Here is an 18953-nt window from a genome sequence, read left to right on the forward strand (position 1 = left end):
GCATGTGCGCCACCCCTCCGCGCTCGTCTTCGCCCAATCCATGTGGCGCAGAACCCACCAAACCATCAGCAAACGGATCCACTACGCGCAACGACGCCTACGAGCTCTCCAACCGCCCCTGTAGTACTGGACTGCAGGGCCCGGCGCAGGCCGCGCACGGCCGCCAGCTCGGCGGCGGGCAGCAGCAGCTCCTCGCGCCGGGTGCCGGACGGGGTCACGTCGATGGCCGGGAAGATCCGCTTCTCGGCGAGCGAGCGGTCCAGCCGCAGTTCCATGTTGCCGGTGCCCTTCAGCTCCTCGAAGAAGTAGTCGTCGGCCCGGGAGCCGGTGTCGACGAGCGCGGTCGCGAGGATGGTCAGGGAGCCGCCCTCTTCGGCGCAGCGCGCGGCGCCGAAGAGCCGCTTGGGCGCCTGCACCGCGGCGGAGTCGACACCGCCGCTGAGGGTGCGGCCGTTGCCGGGCGCCGCGTTGTTGTGGGCGCGGCACAGCCGGGTGATCGAGTCGAGGAGTATCACCACGTCCTGGCCGAGCTCGACGAGGCGCTTGGCGCGTTCGACGGCCAGTTCGGCGAGGGCGATGTGCTCCTTGGCCGGGCGGTCGAACGTCGAGGCGAGCACCTCGCCGCGCACTGACCGGCGCATGTCGGTGACCTCCTCGGGGCGTTCGTCCAGGAGGACGACCATGAGGTGGGCATCGGGGTGGTTGACGGCGACGGAGTTGGCCAGGCTCTGCAGGAGCAGGGTCTTGCCGGTCTTGGGCGGGGCCACGATGAGCCCGCGCTGGCCCTTGCCGACCGGTGCGACGAGGTCGACGAGCCGGGTGGTGAGGGCGCTGGGCGAGGTCTCCAGCCGCAGCCGCTCACGCGGGTGGACGGGGGTGAGATCACCGAAGTGCGGGCGGACGCCGGGAGCACCGGCTTCGCGGCCGTTGATCCGTTCGACGGTGCCGAGGGCACGCGGCCGGTCGGCGGTGCCTTCGACGAGGTCACCCTTGCGCAGGCCGTACTTGCGGATCTGAGCCGTTGTCACCTGCGGGTCGTCGGGCGTCGGGTGGTAACCGCCGGTGCGCAGGAAGCCCTGGTTGCCGACGATGTCGAGGACGCCGGTGACCGGCGTCGGGAGGGTGGTGCGGGTGGTTCTGGCAGGGGGGTGTTCGAGTGTGGTGGTCATGCTGGGTCCTTTCACGGACATGCCAAAGAAGGGTCCCGGCGGGGGCGGAGTGAGGGTGCGGACGTGTCACGCACCACTGGCTTGCCGACCCGCGAGGGAGAAGGAAGGAGATTCACTGCCGGGCGGCCGGTCCAGAAGGACGGAATTCGCCACGGCGGGGAGTGGAACAAGCACCGGCGCCGAGAAGCGGCGTACTCAAGTGCTGTTCGCACTGTAGCACGCCGCTTCGGGTGGCCGGGGGAATTCCGCCGGAAAGCCGTCGGAAGGCCGTCGGGAACAGCCTTCCACCGCTCTTTCCGGCCTGTCGCGGTCAGCGCGAGCGGAGGTACCGGCGGCGGGCGAAAACGGTACCGGCGGCGGCCGCCACCAGGGCGCCCGCGGCGGCGGACCAGGTCCAGCCGTTCCGGAGCGAGGCGGATTCCGAGGCGGGAGCGGTGGTCATCACCGGTGCCAGCGCGGCGGCCGCCGGCCGGCGCGGCGCCGAGGCGGGCACGGCGCGGGTGACGGTGTTCAGCGTGCCGACCGAGCCGTTCACCCCGGCGGCCTCGAAGCCCCAGTCCAGCAGGGCGCGGGCCTCCTTGTACACGGCCTGTGCGACCCCGGACTGCGGGTTCATCACCGTGGCGATCAGCGTGCGGTCACCGCGCTGGGCGGCGGCGATCAGGGTGTTGCCCGCGTTCGTGGTGTAGCCGTTCTTCACCCCGATGATCCCCGGGTACGTCCCCACACCGTCGGCCCCGGTCAGCAGGCGGTTGGTGTTCTGGATCTGGAACGGCGGCACCTCCCTGCCCCTGGAGTCGGTGCCGCCCGGGAACATCGCGGTGGCGGTGGAGGTGTAGCCGGCGAAGTACGGGGTGGCGAGTCCGGCACGGGCGAAGAGCGTCAGGTCGTAGGCCGACGAGACCTGGCCGGGGGCGTCGTACCCGTCGGGCGAGACCACCTCGGTGTCGTCGGCGCCGAGCATCCGCGCCTTGGCCTGCATCTGGGAGACCGTCAGGGGCACCGAACCGTTCATCCGGGCGAGTACATGGACCGCGTCGTTGCCCGAGCTGAGGAACACCCCGCGCCACAGGTCGGCCACCGTGTACGTCTGCCCCGCCTGCACCCCGACCCGGCTGCTGCCCGCTCCGATACCGGACAGCTCGTCCTCGGTCACGGTGTGGGTGGTCTCCTGCGCGAAGCGCGGCAGGACGGTGACGGCGAAGAGGGTTTTGAGGGTGCTGGCCGGCGGCAGCGCGCGGTGCGCGTCCTTGGCCGCGAGCACCTGACCGGTGCGCGCGTCGGCCACCAGCCAGGACAGGGCCGACAGGCCGGCGGGCAGCGCGGGCGAGCCGGACTTCGGCAGGACGTGCACCCCCGGCCGCGCCAGCGTCGCGCCGCCGATGACGGTGCGGCCGGGTCCGTGGCCGTCGTCACCGTGGGCGAACGCCGGGGCGGCCGGGCAGCTGACGGTCAGACAGACGGCGGTGAGAACCGCCGCGCGGGACCGGAGGGACGGTGTGCGGGCAGGACCGGAAACAGTCATGGGTTCACGGTAGGAACGCTTTCGCCCGTTCTGCGCGGTGACCTGCTCCATACGGTGGAGCAAGCGGCCGGACGGAGGAACCCCGGCGGGTTACGCGCCCTCAGAAACCTGTTCGGACAGCGGATCTGACCGGTCGTCGGAGACCGCCCGGGCGCTGCGCCCCTTGGCCAGCTCGGCGTTGAAATGCGCGCCGACGAGCAGCGCGATGTGGGACACCCACAGCCAGACCAGGAACACGACGGTCCCGGCCAGCGACCCGTACAGCCGGTTGTACGTCCCGAAGACGGAGACGTAGAGGGCGAACCCCACCGAGGAGAGCAGCCACAGCACGACGGCCAGCGCACCGCCCGGCGCCATCGCGCGCAGGGGCCGGAACCTGGCGGGTCCCGAGCGGAACAGGATCAGGACCAGAACCGTCGCCAGACACAGCAGCAGCGGCCACTTCACCACGTTCCAGCTGGTCACCGCCGCCTCGTCCATCCCCAGCACCTGTCCGGCACGACGGGCCAGCTGACCCGTCGCCATCAGGGTGACCGCGCTGCAGACCAGCAGGGTGAGCAGCACCAGCGCGGTGATGACGATGCGCGGCGCGGTCCGCCAGGCCGGCCGGTGGTCGGTCACGCCGTACATCGAGTGCAGCGCCCGCCGGAAGACGGCGAGATAGCTGGAGGCGGACCACATCGCCGCCACCGTGCCGCTGGCCGCCAGGAACCACGCCGCCGAGTGCTCCTGTGCCATGTCCTTCATGGTGCCCGCGACGAGCTGCCGCGACTCGGCCGGCACCACCGCTGTGACCTGGGCGATGAGATCGCTGGTCGAGGCGGTCCCGGCCAGGCCGATCACCGAGACCGTCACCAGGAGGGTGGGGAACAGGGCGAGCATGGCGTAGTACGTGAGCGCCGCGGCCCGCTCGGAGGCGTCCTCGTCCCAGGCGGCGACGGCCGCGCCGCGCAGCGCCGTCAGGATCAGCCGCCGGCGTCCGGTCGCCCGGGCGACCGCCGCGGGCTCGCGGCCGGTGGGCCCCAGGGCCAGTACGGCCTGCTCGTCGATCATTCCGGCTCCTCGGTGGAACGGTGTGCAGCGGATGCTGCCCGGTGGAACGGTGCCCGTCGAGACGGTGCTCGCTGAACGGTACGGAGTCGGCGGTGTGCCGGTCTGCCGGTCGGATACCCGGGAACGGCCGGTCCAGCCCGACCCGGAGCCGGACACGGTTGCCGGGCATCCGGCGGTTGAAGGGCCGAATGCGGGCAAGACGCAGGGATGACCGATCAGTTGTGGACATCGTGTGAACCTCCGGTGTGCTCGGGAGGCTCAAAAAAGCTTGGGAAAGGAAGTCCGGATGCTCGCCATCGCCGCGGCCGTCGTCTTCGCGGTCGCCTTCATCATCAACGCGACCGAAACCTCGACGGACATCGTATTCGCACCCGGTAGCCTCCAGCTCGTGGGGCTCGTGCTGGTCGCCCTCCACCTGGCGGGACTCGGCTCCGGATGGTCCGTCCCCAGCCGCCGCCGGCGCCGCCGCTGACCGCGGACGCCGCGGGCGGACGGGCGGAGAAAGCCGCGGACGGATGTCCGGGGAACACTGAGGTGGCCACCGGCGAGTGGCGCGGCCGGAGCGGGTACAAGACTCCGGACGGGCGCCCGCCGGGCCGGCCCGCCGACTGGAGGACCGGATGAGCGACACCACCCTGGTATGGACCCTGGCGGCACTGGCCGTCGTGGTCATGCTGGTCATCGCCGTACGGCTGGCCGTGCGCCTGGTCCGGGTACGCCGGCTGCTGGTGGCCGCCCATGTTCCGCTGACCGGGAAGGCGATGTTCTGGGGAGCCATCGCCTATCTCGTCTGCCCGGTCGATCTGCTGCCCGACCCGATCCTGATCGACGACATCGGCGTGCTGTGGCTGGCCGTGCGCGCCCTGGAGAGCGCGGCCCGCCGGGCGGGCATCGGCCCGGGCGAGCCGGACGGCGACCGCCCGGCGGCTCCCGCCACGCATGGAACACCGCCGCTGGGGCAGAGGGCGAAGAGAACGAGCACGTGACCGGCGAGGCAGAAGGGGCTCACCCCACATGCTGGATGTACTCACCACCGTGACGGAGCCTCTGCGGCGATCGGTCCGCTACTCGGGCAGAGACGGCAGCATCGCGGCCGCCCGCGACACGGCCGCCGCGTTCCTCGACGACCTCGCCCCGGACCGCGCCGCCCCCGTGCCCGGTGAGCGTGCCGAGGAGATCCTGCTGGTCGTGAGCGAGCTGGTGACCAACGCCGGACGCTACGCCCCCGGGCCGTACGAGATGGAGCTGAGCTACTGCGGCGGCGCCGTCGAGATCACGGTCTGGGACACCAGCTCCCAGCTGCCCCGGCGGTTCGAGCCCGACCCGCTGCGGATCGGCGGTCACGGGATGGAGATCGTCCGCCGGCTGTGCCGGCAGGTCACCGCCGAGCGCGTCCACGGCGGCAAGCGCGTCACCGCCCGCCTGGACGTGGACCGGCCGGCCTGAAGTGACGTGACGCGCGGAGGCCCGGCCGGCGTGGTGCTGGTTGCCGGCCGGGCCGGTGGAGCGGGGATCAGGACGCGTACACCTCGAACTCGGAGAGCTGGCCCGCGGGCCAGCCGGTGTTCGCCGTGAACGTCAGCCGCAGATAGCGGGTGGTGGTTCCGGCGGGCAGCGTGATGCTCGCGCTGTTGCCGCTCGCCGGGTTGAAGGTGTAGCCCGCGGGGCCCTTGAGGGTGCTCCACGAGGAGTTGTCGGCGCTGCCGAGCACGCTCAGGGTCTGCGTGCGGGTGGCCCAGGCCGACGGCGGCGGGAGCTTGAGGACGATCCGGCCGGCCGCGGTCGCAGCACCCAGGTCGACGGTCACCGACTGCGGGAAGGCGTTGCTCGCGCTCTCCCAGTAGCTGGCCGAGTTCCCGTCGTTGGCGTTGCGGGCCGCGTAGACGTCATTGCTGCTGGTGGCGCTGATGTTCTTGCCCGCGGCCAGGTTGCTGTTGGCCGGCGGGGTGGTCGGGGGAGTGGTGGGCGGAGTCGTCGGCGGCGTACCGGTGAGGCGGACCTCCAGCTCGGAGAGCTGGGCGGCCGGCCAGCCGGTGTTGGCCGAGACGGTCACCCGGACATAGCGCACATTCGCCGCGGTGAAGCCGGCGGTGACGGTGTTCGCAGCGCCCGGGTCGAAGGCGTACGCCTTCGGCGCGGCCAGCTGGCTGAAGTTCGTTCCGTCGGCGGAGCCGAGGACCGCGATGTTCTGCGAGCGCGACTCCCAGCCCGGCGGCAGCTTGAACGTCACGCTGTCGACGCCGGTGGCCGCGCAGAGGTCGACGGTCAGCGACTGCGGGAACGCGTTGTTGTTGCTCTCCCAGTAGCTGCCGGCGTTGCCGTCGACGGCGTTCGCCGCACTGTAGCTGCCGTTGGCGCTGGTGGCGGTGACGGGCTTGCCCTGCGCGAGGTTGCCGGTGCCCGGGACGCAGGCCGGCGGGGTGGTCGGGGGAGTGGTCGGCGGCGTCGTGGGCGGGGTGGTCGGCGGGTTCGAGGGGTCCGACGGGATGCCGCCGTTGGTCCAGATCGGGGCGGGCCAGTTGCCGGTGCAGGTGGAACCGGTGTTCCAGCCCGAGTTCCCGCCGCCGTCGACGATCACGAAGCTCGGGCCGACGCAGTTGTGGATCGGGGTGGCCGCCTGGCCGATGTGCTTGGCCGTGACATTGGTGAACTTCATGGTGGCCTGCACCTGGGCCTGGATGGCATAGGTCCCGGCGCCGTCGATGTTGATGTTGGTGAAGTTGACGCCGCTGACGCCGCCCTCGATGGTCTGGATCGCCTCGTAGGAGCTGTCCAGGATGTCGGTGTCGGTGATGTTGATGACCGCGCCGCTGATGGCCTCGTTGAGACCGTCGAACCAGATCGCGCCGACTCCGAAGTTCCAGTTGAAGTCGCTGTTGCCGGTTCTGATCAGGGTGTTGCGGGCCGCGGTGATGGTGCCCGCGACGGCGGTGCCGTTCCCGGACGTGACCCCTGGGTAGCGGTTGGCGATGTGCAGGCCGCCGCCGTTGGAGATGGTGTCCGCCATCACGTTGTCGGAGATCGTGAAGTTCTTGCCGCCGTAGGTGACGATGTTGTTCGCCAGGATCGGCAGGATCACCGTGTTGTGGGTGAAGGAGTCGCCGACGTTCGCGACCCGCTCCGGCCAGGACGCCAGCCCGTCGTCACCGAGGTTGCGCAGGAAGGTGTTGGTGACGGTGGAGTTGGTCACCCCGGTGTGGAAGTTCACGCCGTCCGCGGTCTGGTCCAGGATGCGGCTGTTCTTGATGGTGAAGTTGTCCATCGGGCCGTCCATCCAGGCACCGACCTTGGTGTGCTGGATCCACAGGTTGTCGACCACGGAGTTGGACATCGCGCCGCCGAGGGCGTTGACCTGGTCGTCGTCCGAGCGCTCGCGGATGTCGCCGATGATGGCGAAGTCCTTGAGGGTGACGTTCCGGCTCGGCCCGTTGGCCTCCTGCGGCCGCACCCCGCCGGTGTAGCCGCCGCCGGGGACGTACTTGCCGTAGATGCCCGCGGCGCGGTTGCGGTTCACCGGGTCGCGCCCGCCGAGCACGCTGTACCACGGCCCCGCGCCGGCCAGGGTGACCCCGTCGACGACCACGTGGTCGTAGAGCGTGAAGTTGCCCTGCGGGATGTAGACGGTCCTGCCCTGGGCCTGGCCGGCGTTGACCGCGGCCTGGAACTTGGCGGTGGAGTCGGCGGCGCCGGTCGGGTCCGCGCCGAAGTCGGCGACCACGTCGAGCGCGCCGGCCGGCTTGGCTATCGGGGCCGCGACCTGCTCGAAGTCGGCCAGGTCGATGGTGAAGGTGGGGGAGGCGGCGGTCGAGGCCACCTGCAGCCGGATCTTCGTCCCGGCCGGCAGCGTCGAGCCGAGCAGGGTCCGGGTCTCGTCGTAGAAGTGGTGCGGGTTGGTGTCGCCCGGGTTGTTGTTGAACGGGTAGCCGCCGTAGTACCAGCTGTACTTGGAGGTCACCGGCACGCTCTTCAGCGTGGAGCCGTTGACCTTCAGGTCGATGGCCGCGTCCCGCCCGGCGCCGTTCGACGTGTCGGGCAGGCTGTAGCGGAACGACATGGCGTTCGCGGGGGCGCTCAGTGTGAACTCGACGTACTGCCCGACCGCGTTCAGCGTGACGGCCTGCCGGCCCTGCGCCTCGGACGGCAGATTGCCGTACAGCCGGTCCGGCCCGATCACCGTGCCGTTGGTGGCGGCGTACTCCGCCTCCTGCTCCTTGAACGGCACGACCGCGCCACGGTTCGGAACATCCAGGGGCGACAGCGCGGCGACGCCCGCCGCGTGCGCGGCGGGCGCGGTGGCGAGGCCCACCCCGGTCAGCGCGGCGGCCGCGCTGACGACGAGGGAGACGATCGCGGTGGTACTGCGCCTGAGGCGGGGACTTGGGGGTGCATGCATCACAGAGGCACGTCCTTGCAGGTCGAAGGTGGGGGGCGGGAGGCGCGCGTTGCGGCTGCGCTTCGGGCACGTGTCGTGGGGGTTTCGGCCGGGCGTGGGAGAGACTACGAGCACCCCTGCAGCAAGTCCATAAGTCAGCGCAATATTGCGACGATCGATTGCAAGGAAGAGCTAGACCCATGGCACAAAAGGGCGTTGAAGGGCAGCGCGGGAGACCCGGAGGTCGGAAGCACGCGCTGCGACAGCCGTTTCCGCGGCGGTGGGGACCCGTTATCGGGTGACGAAGACCTCGATGCCGTCGAGCAGGCGGCGCAGCCCGAACTCGAAGATCGTGTCGAGGCTGATCTCCAGGTCGTGGCGCCCGGCGAGGGAGGAGTACGTGGGGAACCGGCCCGACGCCACGATGGCCTGCATCGCCGCGTCGTTGGCGTCCAGATACTGCTGGCTGGTGATCCCGGTGGCGTGCTCGGCCTCCGCCTCGGCCTCCAGGTTCACCGCGGTGCCCCGGGCGTAGTTCACCATCGTGACCGCCACATGGATCATGTCGGCCGGATCGAGGTGGTCCAGTGCGCGCATGGACCACTCGACGACGGCCATCGCGTTGGGCACCAGCGGTGGCCTGGTCGTCGACATCACCTGCGCCAGCCACGGGTGGCGGCGGTACATCTCCCACTGCAGCCGGGTGCCCTGCTCCAGCCGGTCCCGCCAGCCGGACGGTCCCGGCTCGGGCAGTTCGCCCCGGCCGGCCGCCTCGTCGGCCATCAGCACGACGAGCACAGCGTCCGCGAGACCCTGGGCAGCGCCCAGGCGGTGGCCGCGCAGCTGCCCGGCCGGACCGGTGACGCCGTACTGGGCGCGGCGCGCGACGCGTTCGTCGGCGGACTGCACGCCGCCGCCGTCGGCGCCGCGGTGGTGTGCGCCGCGGCGGCCGTCCTCGCGCTGTACGCGCTGCGGGACGTGCCGGCCGCGTCGCCCACCACCGTGGCGGATCCGGAAGCGGGTCAGCCGCGCGGGTACACCGAGGAGAGTACGGACGGCAGCGCGTACCAGTCGGCGGTCACCAGGCTGCCGTGACGCGCGGCGACCTGAGCGGCCTTGGCCCTCGCCTCGGCCTCCGTCGGATGGGTGCCGTCGATGGCGGGCGCCACCTTGTTCACGTCCGTCATCACCACGATGTAGTGCCGGCTGTCGTACCAGGCGGTGTCGATCCCGCCGTCCACATAGGCGGCGGCGTCACCGTCGAAGAACACGAACCACGGACGGAGCGTCGCGTCCGGGTAGCGGGAGGTCCGCGGGTCGGCCGCCGCGGCGCCGTGCACGGCGGGGAAGGCGGCCGCCTGGGGCAGCGTTCCGGCTGCGGCGAGGTTCCGCAGCCGGGTCGCGTACTCCTTGTCGGTCCACAGGCTGTCGAAGGGGTTGCTCTCCTCGACGGTGCCGGGTATCAGGTCGACGAGGAACTTGCCCGCCAGCGCCGCCCGCGTCGGCCAGGCGCCCGCGAGCGCCGCCGCGTCGAGGGTGCCGTGCCCGCCCACCAGGTCCGCCGGGCGGTACAGGGTGTTGCCGAGCTTGCTGCCCACCAGGGCGTCGAACTCGTCGGGGCCCAGGCCGCCCTTGTCGTTGAAGCCGTCCTTCATCTCCACCTTGAGCAGCACCGGGGCGTGTCCGGGGTGCGCGTCGCTCCACGCCTTGATGTCGGCGAGGCAGCCCTCGAAGCTCTGGTTGACCGGCTTGACGCGCAGCTGGGAGGCGTTGGCGGCGTTCTCGCAGTTGTTGTCGTTGCCGAAGGGGTTGCTGTGCGAGACCCGGAACTTCGCGCCGCCCAGCGCATTGGTCCAGACGTCCAGTTCCAGCAGCGCGGCACCGGAGTCCAGCGCGTCGGCGAAGTACGGGTACTTGGCCTTGTCGTACGCGTTGTGCACACCCACCCCGGTGCTGCCGGAGTAGGGGAGGGTGTCGGTGCCCGCCGCCTGCGATCCGGTCGGGACGAGAAGGGTCAGTGCCGCCGCCGCGGCGAGTGCCGCCGCTGCCGATGTGCGTCCGAACATGCGCATGAGCCGCCTCCCATAAAGAGCAAGTGGGAAGCAGGTTAGGGGAGTTGCACTGCCACAGGGTGATCGCGGGACGACGGGAGGTGAACTACTCGGTGCCGGCGGCCAACGAGGACGCCGCTAACCCGTGATGTCCACGATGAAGTTGTCAAAGATGTGCGCACCCGGCCGGCCGCCGGTCTCGGTGAGAGCCTTCCGCAGTGCCGTCAGCTGACCGGTGGTCAGCTGCAGCGGTGGCTCGTCCGGCTGGTATGTGGTGCCGCGCGGATACGCGTCGCCGGGAGTGGTGGTCATCTCGATGTGGCAGCCCAGGATGTGGCTCACCGGGCGGGTGGCGCAGAAGTCGAGCAGCCGGTCGACGGTGGCGGTGAACGCGGCGGTGTCCTGGACGTAGAGCATGCCCGGGTAGAAGGAGTCGCCGGTCAGCAGCAGACCGGTGGCCCGGTCGTAGAGGACGACGGCCGCCTCCTGGTGGCCGGGGCCCGGGATCACGTCCAGGACGCGGCCGCCGCCGAGGTCCAGTTCGGCCCGGGTGTCCGGCCAGCCCGTCAGGCCGAAGAAGTCGATGACGTCCGCCAGGCCGGGTCCCACCACGGTGGTGTCCGGGCGGCCGGTGAACTGGCCGTCGGCCGCGATGTGGTCGCCGTGCCCGTGCGTGTGGGCGACCAGCAGCCCGTAGCCCGGCCGCGGATGGCGTACCAGCCAGTCGTCGATCGCCGCGTCGACCGTGCGGCGCAGCGGGAAGTACCGCTCGTCCGCGGTTGCCCCGGTGTCCAGCAGCAGGGCCCGGTCCGCGCCGAGGAACAGGAAGACGAACGGCGCCTCGAAGTGCACCGACATGTTCTGCCGCAGGATCAGCGTGTGCTCGTCGTACGCGTGCACCTGGATCTCCGGCGCGGGGTCGTGCTTCGCCGACGGCCAGCCGGCGTGCCACCGGACGTCGAGGTCTCCCGGCCCGGCCGGCCCGCTGAAGTCGTTCATGGGGCGACGCTACAGGGCGCCCGCCGGGGTGCCCATGCCCACTGCCACGGCCAGCCGGCCGAAGGAGTCGAGCAGTTCCGCGCGGTCGAAGGTACTGGTGGTCAGCAGGATCTCGTCGGCGCCGGTGCGGCCCACGAGAGCGCCGAGCGCCGCGGCCACCTCGTCCCCGGTCCCGTGGAGCTGGCCCTCCAGCGCCGCGTCGAAGTACGAGCGCTCACGCGCTGACATGTCCAGCGCCTCCACCTCCGCCGTCGGCAGGAGCGGCGGGAAGGCCCCATGGGTGCGGGAGTACGCGCTCGACCAGGCCTCGGACAGCAGCAGCCGGCGCGCGGCCGCCGGTGTCGCGGCGGCCGCGGCGCCGGCGGACACCACGACGTACGGCTCCGCCGACCAGGCGGAGGCACGGAAACCGTCCCGGTACCGCTCGATGGCGCGCAGCATCGGGTCCTCGCCGCGGACGGCGCCGATCACCAGCGGCAGCCCCAGCGCCGCCGCGTGATCGGCCCCGGAGCCGGTGGCCAGCACGAACGCGGGCGGCCGCAGGCCCTCGGCGGGCCAGGCGTGCACCTCGGGGTGCACCCGCTGCTCGCCGGTGAACCAGCCGAGCAGCTCCGTCAGCTGCGCGCCGAAGTCCTCGGCGGCCTCCTTGTCGCGGCCCAGCGCCCGCCGGATGCCGTCGGTGAACCCGACCGACCGGCCCAGGCCCATGTCGACGCGCCCGGGGAAGAGCGCCTCCAGGACGCCGAACTGCTCCGCCACCACCAGCGGCCGGTGATTGGGCAGCATCACGCCGCCCGTACCGACCCGGATCCGCGAGGTGGCGGCCGCGACGGCCGCCGCCAGCACGGTCGGTGCCGAACCGGCCACTCCGGGCACACTGTGGTGCTCCGAGACCCAGAACCGGTGGTAACCGAGCGTCTCGGCCTGCCGGGCGAAGCGGACGGTGTCCCGCAGCGCCTGGGAGTGGCTCTGTCCCTGGCGGGTGCGCGACCGGTCCAGGATGGACAACGGGGTGTCTCGGAGTGCTGATGTCACCTTCGGTTCAACGCCGTGGATCACTGAGGATTCCCGGCCCGGATCCGCCGTCCGGCCCCCGGTGGCGCGGCGCCGGTGCCGAATGCGGGTTCATACGCGAAAATGGGGCAAACGATCAGGACTGCCGAGCCCCAGGAGGCATTGCCGTGCCGATCGCGACCGTGAACCCGGCGACGGGCGAGACGCTCAGGACGTTCGAGGCCCTCGGGACCGCCGGGGTAGAGGAGAAGCTCGCCCTGGCCGAAGCCGCCTTCCGCCAGTACCGCACCACCTCCTTCGGCGAGCGCGCCGAGCTGATGCGCCGCGCGGCCGCGCTGCTGGAGGAGGAGGGCGAGGACATCGCCCGCACCATGACCACCGAGATGGGCAAGACGCTGGTCGCCGCCCGCGCGGAGGCCGCCAAGTGCGCCAAGGCCATGCGCTGGTACGCGGAGCGCGCCGAGGGCCTGCTGGCCGACGAGCACCCGGAACCGGCCGACGTCAAGGACTCCGGTGGCGCGCGCGCCTATGTGCGCTACCGCCCGCTGGGCGTGGTGCTGGCCGTCATGCCGTGGAACTTCCCGCTCTGGCAGGTGGTCCGGTTCGCCGCGCCGGCCCTGATGGCGGGCAACACCGGCCTGCTCAAGCACGCCTCCAACGTTCCGCAGACCGCGCTGTACCTGGGCGACCTGTTCCACCGCGCGGGATTCCCCGAGGGGTGCTTCCAGACACTGCTGATCGGATCCGGCGCCGTCGAGGGGATCCTGCGCGACCCGCGGATCGTGGCGGCGACCCTGACCGGCAGCGAGCCGGCCGGCCGCGCGGTGGCCGCGACCGCCGGTGACGTCGTCAAGCACACGGTCCTGGAACTCGGCGGCAGCGACCCGTTCGTGGTCATGCCGTCCGCCGACACCGCGCGGGCCGCGAAGACCGCGGTCACCGCCCGGGTGCAGAACAACGGGCAGTCCTGCATCGCGGCCAAGCGCTTCATCGTGCACGCCGACGTGTACGACGAGTTCGCCGCGCTCTTCACCGAGACGATGGCCGCGCTGCGGATCGGCGACCCGATGGACGAGTCCACCGATGTCGGGCCGCTCGCCACCGAACAGGGTCGGGCCGACCTGGAGGAACTCGTCACCGACGCCGAGAAGCTCGGCGCGACGGCGCTCTGCGGCGGGCAGCGTCCCGCGTCACAGGCGGCGGGCTGGTTCTACGAGCCGACGGTGCTCGCGGGGATCACCGAGCGGATGCGCATCCATCACGAGGAGGCGTTCGGCCCGGTGGCCACCCTCTACAAGGCCGCGGACCTCGACGAGGCGGTGCGGCTGGCCAACGACACGCCCTTCGGGCTCAGCTCCAACGTCTGGACCCGGGACGAAGCCGAACAGGAGCGCTTCGTACGGGACCTGGAGGCGGGCGGCGTCTTCTTCAACGGGATGACCGCCTCCCACCCGGCCATGCCGTTCGGCGGGGTGAAGCGCTCCGGCTACGGACGCGAGCTGTCCGGGCACGGCATCCGCGAGTTCTGCAACATCACCACGGTGTGGCACAGCGCGGCCTCCTGACGCCTGCCGGTTCGTCCGTGACCCCCGGTGCCCCTGTGGCGCCGGGGGTCACTGCTGAGCGGGTGCGGACATGACACCTGGGGCGGTGTCGGGACGCGGGAGGGGCGGGTGTAGGGTCCGCGTCTCGCACACGCGCGGTTGAACGGGGCTGCCGCCAAGGGAAGTTCATGGAGGATTCATGCAGATAAAGCACCACGGCCGGGTTCGTACCGGTGCGATAGCCGCCGTCAGTTTCGCGGCACTCGTCGGAACGGGCGTTCTCGCCACTCCGGCATCGGCGCACACGCCGGTCTGGTCGGTCACCTGCGACAAGGTCACCGTCGACCTCACGCAGTACAACAGCAAGGTCGAGAACACCGTCACGATCACCGTGGACGGCAAGGACCTGCTGGCGAAGACCAGCTTCAAGAGCTCCTTCCACAAGACGCTGGACCTGGCGAAGCACGGTCAGGACGTGTCCGTGCACCTCGTCGTCAAGGCGGGCGACACGTCGGACAAGCACAACTTCGACAAGGACGAGACCAAGACGGTCGCTCCCTGCAAGGGTGACGAGTCCACCCCCCCCAAGACTCCGCCCACCACGGCGCCGTCCACGAAGCCGTCCACCCCGCCGGCCACGCCGACGTCGAGCGCGCCCGTCGTCAAGCCGAGCCAGTCCACCCCGCCGACCAACCTGGCGGAGACCGGTGGTTCCAGCTCCACGCCGATCATCGGCGGCATCGCCGCGGCCGTCGTGGCCGCCGGTGCGGGCCTGCTCTTCATGAACCGCAAGCGCCGCTCCTCGCACAGCTGATCCACCAGTTCCCACCCGCAGGCGGAATCCCCGTAGCGCGTCGGAGGGCCCGTGCTCCTGGACTGTCCAGGAGCACGGGCCCTTCTCGTCAGGCCTTCCCATCAGGCCTTTTCGTCGGGCCTCTTCGTCAGCCGGCCGCCTGACGGGACGACTTCGGCTGCCGGGGCCCGCCCGGCGCGGCCGGCGCGAAGTGCATGTACGACTTCTCCTGGAAGCGCTCAGCGATACGCCAGGCGCCGCCGACACGGACGAATGCGTCGATGTACCACATACCGCAGTGCAGTACCCCGCCGTCCGCCGCGCCCTGGTCGCCGGGCAGGACCAGCGGGTTGTGGCACATGGTGCGGCCGGTCGCGGTGTCGCCGTCGAGCCGGATCGAGGCGTTGCCCAGGAGGTGCTGGTAGGCGGGGAACCGCCCCATCACGGAGCCGAGGAAGTCCTTGATCTCCGGGAGGGTGCCGCGTGGCCCGCCGGTCGCGGTGTAGTCGATGACGGCGCCCGCGGCGAACACCTCGTCGAGCAGGTCCCATTGCCGGGTGTCGACGGCGTGGCAGTAGTCGACCATCAGGTCCTGTATCTCCAGCCGGTCGGAGATTTCGGTGAGCGTCAGCATGCGGCTCCCGGTACTTCGCGGCCCCCGAGGGGCCGTTGGGCGGTCGGAACCGCCATGGATCGCACGGGCCGTTCGAGAAGTCAAGGGAGGCGGCCGTCCGGGGCCCACTGCCGCGGTGTCTGTGAATACGCGGGGAATCCCACGGCCGGTTCGAGGCCGGCCGTGGAGGCGACCGTAGGATCGGACCATGGATCTTCGACTGCCGCGGCGCAAGCGGTTGCTCACCGGCGCGGTGGTGCTCGCCCTGCTCGGTGGCGCCGGAACGTGGGCGGTGGCGTCGTCGGCCGCCTCGTCCGGCACCGCCGTGCACCAGGAGGACGCGATGCTCCCCGGGCAGGGGGAGCGGCTCGACACGTCGTTCTTCACCTCCGGCGGGACGCAGCGCCGCCCCGCCGTGCTGCTCGGACACGGCTTCGGCGGCAGCAAGGACGACATGCGCGACCAGGCCGAGGACCTGGCCCGCCGGGGCTACGCCGTACTCACCTGGTCCGCCCGCGGCTTCGGGAAGTCCACCGGCACCATCGGCCTCAACGCGCCGGACGGTGAGGTCGCCGATGTGAGCCGGCTCGTCGACTGGCTCGCCAAGCGGCCCGAGGTACGGCTCGACGCGGCGGGCGACCCCCGGGTCGGGGTCGCCGGGGCGTCCTACGGCGGGGCGATCTCGCTGCTCGCCGCGGGGTACGACCGGCGGATCGACGCCATCGCCCCGCAGATCACCTACTGGAACCTCGCCGACTCGCTCTTCCCCGGCGACGTCTACAAGAAGCTCTGGGCCGGGATCTTCTTCTCCAGCGGCGCACGGGCCGGCGATCCGGCGTGCGGACGCTTCGCGCCGGCCGTCTGCGCGATGTACCAGCGGGTCGCCGTCGCCGGGAAGCCCGACGCGGACGCCCGCGCCATGCTGGACAAGCTCAGCCCGTCCGCCGTCGCGGACCGCATCAAGGTGCCGACCCTGATCGTGCAGGGCCAGAGCGACTCGCTCTTCCCGCTCGGCCAGGCCGACGCCATGGCGAAGGCGATCACCGCGAACGGCGCGCCCGTCGACGTCGACTGGATCTCCGGCGGTCACGACGGCGGCGACCTGGAGACCGCCCGGGTGGACGGCCGGGTCGCCGCCTGGTTCGACCACTACCTCAAGGGCGACACCTCGGCCGGCACCGGACCGGCCTTCCGGGTGACCCGCACCGGCGGGGTGAACTCCACCGACGGCCGCGCCGTGTTGCGCGGCGCGACCGCGGACCGCTACCCGGGCCTGGCCGGCACCTCGTCCCGTACGGTCCCGCTCACCGGCGGCGAGCAGACCATCGCCAACCCCGCGGGCGGCAGCCCGCCCGCGATCTCCTCGCTCCCGGGCATCGGCGGCCTCTCCCAGCTGTCCAGCCTCGGCGCGGGCATCTCGCTGGACTTCCCCGGCCAGTCGGCGCACTTCGACTCGGCCCCGCTCGCCTCCGGGATCCGCGTCACCGGCTCGCCCACCGTCACCGTGCGCGTCAGGACCGCGGCGGACGATGCGGTCCTCTTCGCGAAGCTCTACGACGTCTCCGCGGACGGCCGCCAGTCGCTGCCCGCGCAACTCGTCACCCCGGTACGCGTCGGCGGTTCGGCCGGCGGCAGCAGCGTGGAGCTGCGGCTGCCCGCCGTCGACCACCAGTTCGCGGCCGGCCACCGGCTGCGCCTCGTCCTGGCCAGTACCGACCTCGCCTACGCCTCACCGGCCCCGGCCGCCACGTACACGGTCTCGCTCACCGCTCCCGCGCTGACGCTGCCGACCGCCCCCGGGGTCGCCACCGCGGCCGCCGGGCTGCCGTGGTGGACCTGGGGCATGCCGCTCGGCGCGGCCGTCGTCGCCGCGCTGCTGCTCCTCACCGGCCGCCGCCGGGTGCGGACCCCGGCCCCCGACCCGGCGCTGTCCGGGGTACCGCTGCAGATCACCGACCTGAGCAAGAAGTACGCCAAGTCCGCCGACCGCTACGCCGTCCGCGATCTGACGTTCCGTGTCGAACGCGGCCAGGTGCTCGGACTCCTCGGCCCCAACGGCGCCGGAAAGACCACCACACTGCGGATGCTGATGGGGCTGATCCGTCCCGACGGCGGCGAGATCCGGGTCTTCGGCGAGGCCATCAGGCCCGGTGCGCCGGTGCTGTCCCGGGTCGGTTCGTTCGTCGAGGGCGCGGGCTTCCTGCCGCACCTGTCGGGGCGCGCCAACCTCGACCTGTACTGGCAGGCCACCGGCCGGCCCGCGCAGGACGCGCACTTCGAGGAGGCGCTGGAGATCGCCGGCCTCGGCGACGCGCTGCGCCGGGCGGTCCGCACCTACTCGCAGGGCATGCGGCAGCGGCTCGCCATCGCGCAGGCGATGCTCGGCATGCCGGACCTGCTGATCCTGGACGAGCCGACCAACGGCCTCGACCCGCCGCAGATCCGCGAGATGCGCGAGGTGCTCATCCGGTACGCGGCCGAGGGCCGCACCGTGATCGTCTCCAGCCATCTGCTCGCCGAGGTCGAGCAGAGCTGCACCCACCTCGTCGTGATGGACCGCGGACGGCTGATCACCGCGGGCCCGGTCGGGCAGATCACCGGCTCCGCCGACACCCTGCTCGTCGGGGTCGAGGGCGAACTGCCCGAAGGGGTCCTGGAGAAGGTCGCCGAGCTGCCGGGGCTGTCCGGCGCGGTGCGCGGCGACGACGGCCTGCTCATCGCCCTCGACGGGATGACCGTCCCGCAACTCCTCGTCGAACTCGTCCGGCTGGACGTCCCGGTCACGCGGGTCGGACCGCAGCGCCGCCTGGAGGACGCCTTCCTCACCCTCATCGGAGGCAACGCATGAGCGCCACCGCCCCGGCACCTTCCCCGGCCTCCGCTCCCGCCACCTCCACGGCCCCCGGCTACCACCCGCGGCGCACCCTGCCGCTGCGGGTGGAGGCGATGCGGCAGTTGCGGCGGCGGCGCACCCTCGTGGTCGGCGCGGTGCTCGCCGCACTGCCCTTCATCCTCATCGCGGCCTTCGCCATCGGCGGCCAGCCCGACGGCAGCGACAGCCGCAACGGGCCCTCCCTCATCGACACCGCGACCGCCTCCGGCGCCAACTTCGCCGCCACCTGCCTGTTCGTCTCTGCGGGCTTCCTGCTGGTGGTGCCGGTGGCGCTGTTCTGCGGCGACACCATCGCCTCGGAGGCCAGCTGGTCCTCGCTGCGCTATCTGCTGGCCGCGCCGGTGCCCCGGATGCGGCTGCTCACCAGCAAGTTCCTGGTGGCGCTCGGCTTCAGCGCGGCGGCGATGCTCCTGCTGCCCGTCGTCGCCCTCGCGGCCGGCACCGTCGCCTACGGTTGGGGCGATCTGCAGATTCCCACCGGCGGATCCCTGCCCTCCGCCACGGCGCTGCCGCGGCTGGGCATCGTCATCACGTTCATCTTCGTCAGCCAGCTGGTCACCGCGGCGCTCGCCTTCTGGCTCTCGACGATCACCGACGCCCCGCTCGGCGCAGTCGGCGGAGCCGTCGGGCTCACCATCGTCGGCAACGTCCTGGACGCCGTCACCGCGCTCGGCTCCTGGCGCGATCTGCTCCCCGCGCACTGGCAGTACTCCTGGGCCGACGCCCTCCAGCCGCACCTCGAATGGTCCGGCATGATCCAGGGCGCCGCGGTCTCCGTCTCCTACGCCCTGGTGCTGACCGCCCTCGCCTTCCGCGGATTCCGGACGAAGGACGTCGTGTCCTGAGCGGCAGGGCCCCGGCGGGCGGTGCCGTTCGTCCAGTGCTGGGCGGGAGTTCACCGGAACGTGAGGCCGTGTTGGGCCGGAC

General features: G+C 71.8%; 17 protein-coding genes. 8 read left to right on the plus strand and 9 right to left on the minus strand.

From position 1 onward, the window contains the following. Positions 1-65: 65 nt before the first annotated feature. The 3 genes from rho to O3W51_RS26235 form a co-directional block, all read right to left on the minus strand. A complete protein-coding gene (gene rho, locus O3W51_RS26225) occupies positions 66-1169 on the minus strand; it encodes a transcription termination factor Rho (protein WP_269287465.1) in 1104 nt (367 codons plus the stop codon). 310 nt (positions 1170-1479) lie between these two features. Further along, the gene (locus O3W51_RS26230; protein WP_198357462.1) at positions 1480-2694 is read right to left on the minus strand and encodes a D-alanyl-D-alanine carboxypeptidase family protein; all 1215 of its coding nucleotides are present in this window, start codon (positions 2692-2694) and stop codon (positions 1480-1482) included. 90 nt (positions 2695-2784) lie between these two features. Beyond that, complete coding sequence (locus O3W51_RS26235; RefSeq protein ID WP_138353065.1) at positions 2785-3747, minus strand: YihY/virulence factor BrkB family protein; 963 nt, start codon at positions 3745-3747, stop codon at positions 2785-2787. 286 nt (positions 3748-4033) lie between these two features. On the opposite strand from O3W51_RS26235, the gene O3W51_RS26240 reads away from it, so the two are divergent. The 3 genes from O3W51_RS26240 to O3W51_RS26250 all read left to right on the plus strand — a co-directional run bounded on the left by O3W51_RS26240 (position 4034) and on the right by O3W51_RS26250 (position 5193). Beyond that, positions 4034-4219, plus strand: a complete 186-nt coding sequence (locus O3W51_RS26240; RefSeq protein WP_138353066.1) for a hypothetical protein — start codon at positions 4034-4036, stop codon at positions 4217-4219. A gap of 148 nt (positions 4220-4367) precedes the next feature. After that, positions 4368-4733 (plus strand): DUF1232 domain-containing protein, encoded by a 366-nt coding sequence (locus O3W51_RS26245; RefSeq protein ID WP_138353067.1) that lies wholly within the window; start codon positions 4368-4370, stop codon positions 4731-4733. Positions 4734-4761: 28 nt separating this feature from the next. Next, on the plus strand, positions 4762-5193 hold the full coding sequence (locus O3W51_RS26250; RefSeq protein ID WP_138353068.1) for an ATP-binding protein: 432 nt from the start codon (positions 4762-4764) through the stop codon (positions 5191-5193). Positions 5194-5260: 67 nt separating this feature from the next. On the opposite strand, the gene O3W51_RS26255 is transcribed toward O3W51_RS26250, so the two are convergent. Together O3W51_RS26255 and O3W51_RS26260 are read right to left on the minus strand one after the other, a co-directional pair. Then, on the minus strand, positions 5261-8140 hold the full coding sequence (locus O3W51_RS26255) for a galactose-binding domain-containing protein (protein ID WP_138353069.1): 2880 nt from the start codon (positions 8138-8140) through the stop codon (positions 5261-5263). A gap of 270 nt (positions 8141-8410) precedes the next feature. Next, positions 8411-8917 (minus strand): TetR/AcrR family transcriptional regulator C-terminal domain-containing protein, encoded by a 507-nt coding sequence (locus O3W51_RS26260; RefSeq protein WP_138353070.1) that lies wholly within the window; start codon positions 8915-8917, stop codon positions 8411-8413. A 33-nt stretch (positions 8918-8950) separates the two neighbouring features. On the opposite strand from O3W51_RS26260, the gene O3W51_RS26265 reads away from it, so the two are divergent. Next, on the plus strand, positions 8951-9214 hold the full coding sequence (locus tag O3W51_RS26265) for a hypothetical protein (RefSeq protein WP_138353071.1): 264 nt from the start codon (positions 8951-8953) through the stop codon (positions 9212-9214). On the opposite strand, the gene O3W51_RS26270 is transcribed toward O3W51_RS26265, so the two are convergent. The 3 genes from O3W51_RS26270 to O3W51_RS26280 form a co-directional block, all read right to left on the minus strand. Beyond that, complete coding sequence (locus O3W51_RS26270; protein WP_232485047.1) at positions 9142-10191, minus strand: phosphatidylinositol-specific phospholipase C domain-containing protein; 1050 nt, start codon at positions 10189-10191, stop codon at positions 9142-9144. The two genes, O3W51_RS26265 and O3W51_RS26270, sit on opposite strands and share 73 nt — an antisense overlap. Before the next feature lie 117 nt (positions 10192-10308). Then, entirely contained in the window at positions 10309-11169 is an 861-nt protein-coding gene (locus O3W51_RS26275; protein ID WP_138353072.1) for an MBL fold metallo-hydrolase, read from the minus strand. Positions 11170-11178: 9 nt separating this feature from the next. Then, complete coding sequence (locus O3W51_RS26280) at positions 11179-12204, minus strand: MsnO8 family LLM class oxidoreductase (RefSeq protein ID WP_138353073.1); 1026 nt, start codon at positions 12202-12204, stop codon at positions 11179-11181. 146 nt (positions 12205-12350) lie between these two features. On the opposite strand from O3W51_RS26280, the gene O3W51_RS26285 reads away from it, so the two are divergent. Together O3W51_RS26285 and O3W51_RS26290 are read left to right on the plus strand one after the other, a co-directional pair. After that, the gene (locus O3W51_RS26285; RefSeq protein WP_138353074.1) at positions 12351-13748 is read left to right on the plus strand and encodes an NADP-dependent succinic semialdehyde dehydrogenase; all 1398 of its coding nucleotides are present in this window, start codon (positions 12351-12353) and stop codon (positions 13746-13748) included. A 178-nt stretch (positions 13749-13926) separates the two neighbouring features. Continuing rightward, entirely contained in the window at positions 13927-14541 is a 615-nt protein-coding gene (locus O3W51_RS26290) for an LAETG motif-containing sortase-dependent surface protein (RefSeq protein WP_269287467.1), read from the plus strand. A gap of 127 nt (positions 14542-14668) precedes the next feature. On the opposite strand, the gene O3W51_RS26295 is transcribed toward O3W51_RS26290, so the two are convergent. Next, complete coding sequence (locus O3W51_RS26295) at positions 14669-15154, minus strand: nuclear transport factor 2 family protein (protein ID WP_164294298.1); 486 nt, start codon at positions 15152-15154, stop codon at positions 14669-14671. A 187-nt stretch (positions 15155-15341) separates the two neighbouring features. Between O3W51_RS26295 and O3W51_RS26300 the strand changes: the two genes are divergently transcribed. Next, positions 15342-17981, plus strand: coding sequence for an alpha/beta fold hydrolase (locus O3W51_RS26300; protein WP_269287468.1), 2640 nt, complete (start codon positions 15342-15344; stop codon positions 17979-17981). Further along, a complete protein-coding gene (locus O3W51_RS26305; protein WP_164294297.1) occupies positions 17978-18871 on the plus strand; it encodes an ABC transporter permease in 894 nt (297 codons plus the stop codon). Before O3W51_RS26300 ends, O3W51_RS26305 begins: the two co-directional genes overlap by 4 nt. Positions 18872-18953: the final 82 nt, after the last annotated feature.

Source organism: Streptomyces sp. H39-C1 (assembly GCF_027158125.1).
Lineage (GTDB): Bacteria > Actinomycetota > Actinomycetes > Streptomycetales > Streptomycetaceae > Actinacidiphila > Actinacidiphila fildesensis.

Excerpts from the sequence above, each read along its gene's own strand:
- rho (WP_269287465.1), bottom strand. The coding sequence starts at position 1,169 with ATGACCACCACACTCGAACACCCCCCTGCCAGAACCACCCGCACCACC.
- O3W51_RS26230 (WP_198357462.1), bottom strand. The coding sequence starts at position 2,694 with ATGACTGTTTCCGGTCCTGCCCGCACACCGTCCCTCCGGTCCCGCGCG.
- O3W51_RS26235 (WP_138353065.1), bottom strand. The coding sequence starts at position 3,747 with ATGATCGACGAGCAGGCCGTACTGGCCCTGGGGCCCACCGGCCGCGAG.
- O3W51_RS26240 (WP_138353066.1), top strand. The coding sequence starts at position 4,034 with ATGCTCGCCATCGCCGCGGCCGTCGTCTTCGCGGTCGCCTTCATCATC.
- O3W51_RS26245 (WP_138353067.1), top strand. The coding sequence starts at position 4,368 with ATGAGCGACACCACCCTGGTATGGACCCTGGCGGCACTGGCCGTCGTG.
- O3W51_RS26250 (WP_138353068.1), top strand. The coding sequence starts at position 4,762 with ATGCTGGATGTACTCACCACCGTGACGGAGCCTCTGCGGCGATCGGTC.
- O3W51_RS26255 (WP_138353069.1), bottom strand. The coding sequence starts at position 8,140 with ATGCATGCACCCCCAAGTCCCCGCCTCAGGCGCAGTACCACCGCGATC.
- O3W51_RS26270 (WP_232485047.1), bottom strand. The coding sequence starts at position 10,191 with ATGCGCATGTTCGGACGCACATCGGCAGCGGCGGCACTCGCCGCGGCG.
- O3W51_RS26275 (WP_138353072.1), bottom strand. The coding sequence starts at position 11,169 with ATGAACGACTTCAGCGGGCCGGCCGGGCCGGGAGACCTCGACGTCCGG.
- O3W51_RS26290 (WP_269287467.1), top strand. The coding sequence starts at position 13,927 with ATGCAGATAAAGCACCACGGCCGGGTTCGTACCGGTGCGATAGCCGCC.
- O3W51_RS26295 (WP_164294298.1), bottom strand. The coding sequence starts at position 15,154 with ATGCTGACGCTCACCGAAATCTCCGACCGGCTGGAGATACAGGACCTG.
- O3W51_RS26300 (WP_269287468.1), top strand. The coding sequence starts at position 15,342 with ATGGATCTTCGACTGCCGCGGCGCAAGCGGTTGCTCACCGGCGCGGTG.
- O3W51_RS26305 (WP_164294297.1), top strand. The coding sequence starts at position 17,978 with ATGAGCGCCACCGCCCCGGCACCTTCCCCGGCCTCCGCTCCCGCCACC.